3 protein-coding genes are annotated in these 2,996 nt (G+C 29.8%); all 3 read right to left on the bottom strand.

The features are described 5' to 3' along the window. Positions 1-33 precede the first annotated feature (33 nt). Positions 34-954 (bottom strand): retron St85 family RNA-directed DNA polymerase, encoded by a 921-nt coding sequence (locus CIK00_RS20970; protein ID WP_101770477.1) that lies wholly within the window; start codon positions 952-954, stop codon positions 34-36. Continuing rightward, the gene (locus CIK00_RS20965) at positions 944-1,927 is read right to left on the bottom strand and encodes a retron St85 family effector protein (protein WP_101770475.1); all 984 of its coding nucleotides are present in this window, start codon (positions 1,925-1,927) and stop codon (positions 944-946) included. The genes CIK00_RS20970 and CIK00_RS20965 overlap by 11 nt, the downstream gene beginning before the upstream one ends. Before the next feature lie 398 nt (positions 1,928-2,325). Further along, positions 2,326-2,559 carry a hypothetical protein gene (locus CIK00_RS20960; RefSeq protein WP_144043206.1) on the bottom strand — a complete coding sequence of 78 codons (234 nt, stop codon included), beginning with the start codon at positions 2,557-2,559 and terminating at the stop codon, positions 2,326-2,328. Positions 2,560-2,996: the final 437 nt, after the last annotated feature.

The raw sequence follows: 2,996 nt of genomic DNA, 5'->3' as shown, positions 1-2,996 counted from the left end.
AATCTATTTATGCGCACTAAAAACCGTGAATAATCATTTAGTGTTAAACTTAATTATCTCAAGTATTAAATTAGCGCCATATTTATCACATAAGTTATTTATAAATTCAGGCTCGACACTTTTTATATAGGATAAATATCCTGATAAATATATTCTTTCATCTGTAGATAAAATTTCCCATTTATATATTTTACTTTTTATTTCTCTTTTTTTACGTCTTCCCAATGATATATTTCCATCATTTGTTATAACTAATCCAGTTATAGCCATCTTTCTTTTTTTAGATGTATGATGTGTTTTTTCTAAATTAAGCTTAAGCTTACTAGGTAAATTATTTTTTGAAATAATGTTATTTATATCATTTTGTAGAGAATACAACACACCTTTAATCTTGGTTGAAAAAAACATATCATCAGCATATCTTGTATATTTAACACTTTTTGATAAAGCTAATTGAGACAGTTTTACGTCAAGATCATAGCATATTGCATTAGATAAACTTGGAGAAGAAACAGAACCAATTGTTAATCTATCTTTATAACAAACTAATTTTGAAAAAAGCGCACTATCACTACTTGACCAATCTTTATTATAAATCCCCATTTTAGTTTCACAAAATTCATAAATATCTTTATAAGAGATTGACTCAAAAAAATTCCTAAAATCTAACCTTAACAAATATTTTGCATTTCTATGTTGAATTGCATGAGTGTGTATATTTCTATTTTTTATATATGCATAACAGCAATCATGTATTGGTAGTGAAGATATTACATTATCTAGCAATATTTTCTGAATATATTTAAGTTCTTTTGATGGATGATAGATAGTTCTCATACCACCTGTTCTTTTTGGTATCTGAAATTTAAAATAATTAACTTGTTGTTTATTAGAGAAATCTAAGATGAAATCCTCATCTATTAATGATTTTTTACTTATTAGTTTAATTAACATTTTCAGATATCTCCTTGATTTTATCTTTAAACTCATCGATATAAATCAAACTAGATAAACATCTAGATCTTATTTTTTGAGATATTTCTAACAATGATTTTGTCGCTTCGTTACTATATAGTTTTTTGTAATTCAAACATGTATAATAATTACTATCTTTAATTAAGCTATTTTTAACAATTCCAAGAGCAACACACAATGTAATGATAAATTTAATTTCTTCTTTTTCTGAATTGGTTATTATACTGAAAGCTTCATGACAAATATCAAGAATACTATCTTCATCAACAGGGCCTATACTTGTAATAATAATAATCACAGAAAATAGTAATTCTTTACTAGTAAATTTATATTTCCCATATGTTGATGAATTATTTCTTGATTTATATGTTTTACTTCTTTTCTTGTCGATTCTACCTAGAACTTCAGGCATAGATGTGAGAATAGTATTAAAATCAGCATATATTGCTGGTTTATAGACAGAATCATCATTTACCCACTTTATGGGGCCAGTATTAATAAATGATTCATCATGTTGATATTTTTTATCAAGAATTGGTAATAGTTTTCTTCTTAATTTAGGACTAATAGAAAAAGCCCCTAGTTCTGCAACTGTACCAAATGATTCAACAAGAATAATAACTACATCTGAAAAGTCAGCTAACCATTCCTCTAATTTCAGAGCATTAACATTCTTTTTTGTATTCATTATAGTTTCCCATGCATATTCAGCTCTGAATGTCATAACAGTATCAGCATGGTTTATTATGTAATTTTCTATTTTTTCTCTATTTTTACAATAACGAGGATCGCCACCACAGATAAATGCAATTTTTGGTAATGTTATTTTTCGAAATATATTTGAGCGAGCATTTTTTGCTTCTAATGAATCATTAGTAATTGCACTTGAGTTACTTAATTGTTCAATTAATTCTTTTTTTGCGATAACAAACTTGGGGTGATTAAACCACATAAATAAAGTTTCTTAAGTTATATAAAGAAAAAAGCCCTTACTCAGGAGTGAGTTTGCGAAACTTCTGTGATACTAAACAGAGACGTTCTGCGAAGGATGAGCAGCTCGTCTCTGTTTAGTATCAACAAATACCGAGCAATCTCTACGGGTTGGCTATACACCAACCACAAAGGTTCATTTTATAGAAAACAAACCTCACTAAGGGCTGGATAATATTACATATATCAAATTATATTGTCTATTGAATAAATCACGTTTAAAGCAATTAGATACACTAAATTTAATGTGACATTTAAGCTGTACAACCCGATACGCGGTAACGGCCAGATACAAAAAAGGCCGCATAAGCGACCTTTCAAGTAACGAGCTTTATGTTCAATGATGAACTTAGACGCTTGTTATATGCTGTCGAAACCAATTCTGTAGGCATCATAAGCATTCCGATGCCGTTGTGGTTGAGCTTGGCTTTCCGGTAGATCATCAACTTTACTCGGATCGAATTTTGTACCATTTGCTCGATGCTTTTGACCTAGCAAGTAGGCACAACCAGCACAAATATGACGTTGCCCTCCACCTTGATAACTTTCTACTCTTTCCATGACTGATTCTAGATCTGAATGATTACATGACATATCACCACCTCTTATCATAAATTACTAATACCCACTTTTAATATGGGGTCTTTTAAGAGAAGTTCAATAGGTAAAATTGATGACAACATCACTCGACACCTAGTATAAATTTTATCTAAAAATGCCTGTATTTAACTTAATGGATCTAATGTGATCCGATTCGCGGTAACTCCAGATACAACAAAAGCCGCCTAAGCAACCTTATGGCTTAGATTTAAAATAAATCTAAAGTTAGGCAAACCCCCTCTAAATAGATTTATTTTAAATCTGACTATTTTTAGCAATCAATCTCGCTATAAATCGCTTATCAGTCTGACATGACCCAAATATCCGTTAAATAGCCCCTAAAAACGATTTTAAAGCCATAAACAGACATCACTCGGCTCGTAGTATTACTTTTAGCTAAAAACGGCTGTATTTAACATATGGCATCTAAC

The organism is Photobacterium carnosum (assembly GCF_002849605.1).
In the GTDB taxonomy this organism is placed as follows: Bacteria; Pseudomonadota; Gammaproteobacteria; order Enterobacterales; family Vibrionaceae; genus Photobacterium; species Photobacterium carnosum.
Note: the sequence above shows the minus strand (reverse complement) of the source record. Positions and strands in the feature narration are given on the sequence as shown.

Bases quoted from the DNA above. Each gene is read 5' to 3' on its own strand.
- CIK00_RS20970 (WP_101770477.1), bottom strand. From the start codon at position 954: ATGTTAATTAAACTAATAAGTAAAAAATCATTAATAGATGAGGATTTC.
- CIK00_RS20960 (WP_144043206.1), bottom strand. From the start codon at position 2,559: ATGTCATGTAATCATTCAGATCTAGAATCAGTCATGGAAAGAGTAGAA.
- CIK00_RS20965 (WP_101770475.1), bottom strand. From the start codon at position 1,927: ATGTGGTTTAATCACCCCAAGTTTGTTATCGCAAAAAAAGAATTAATT.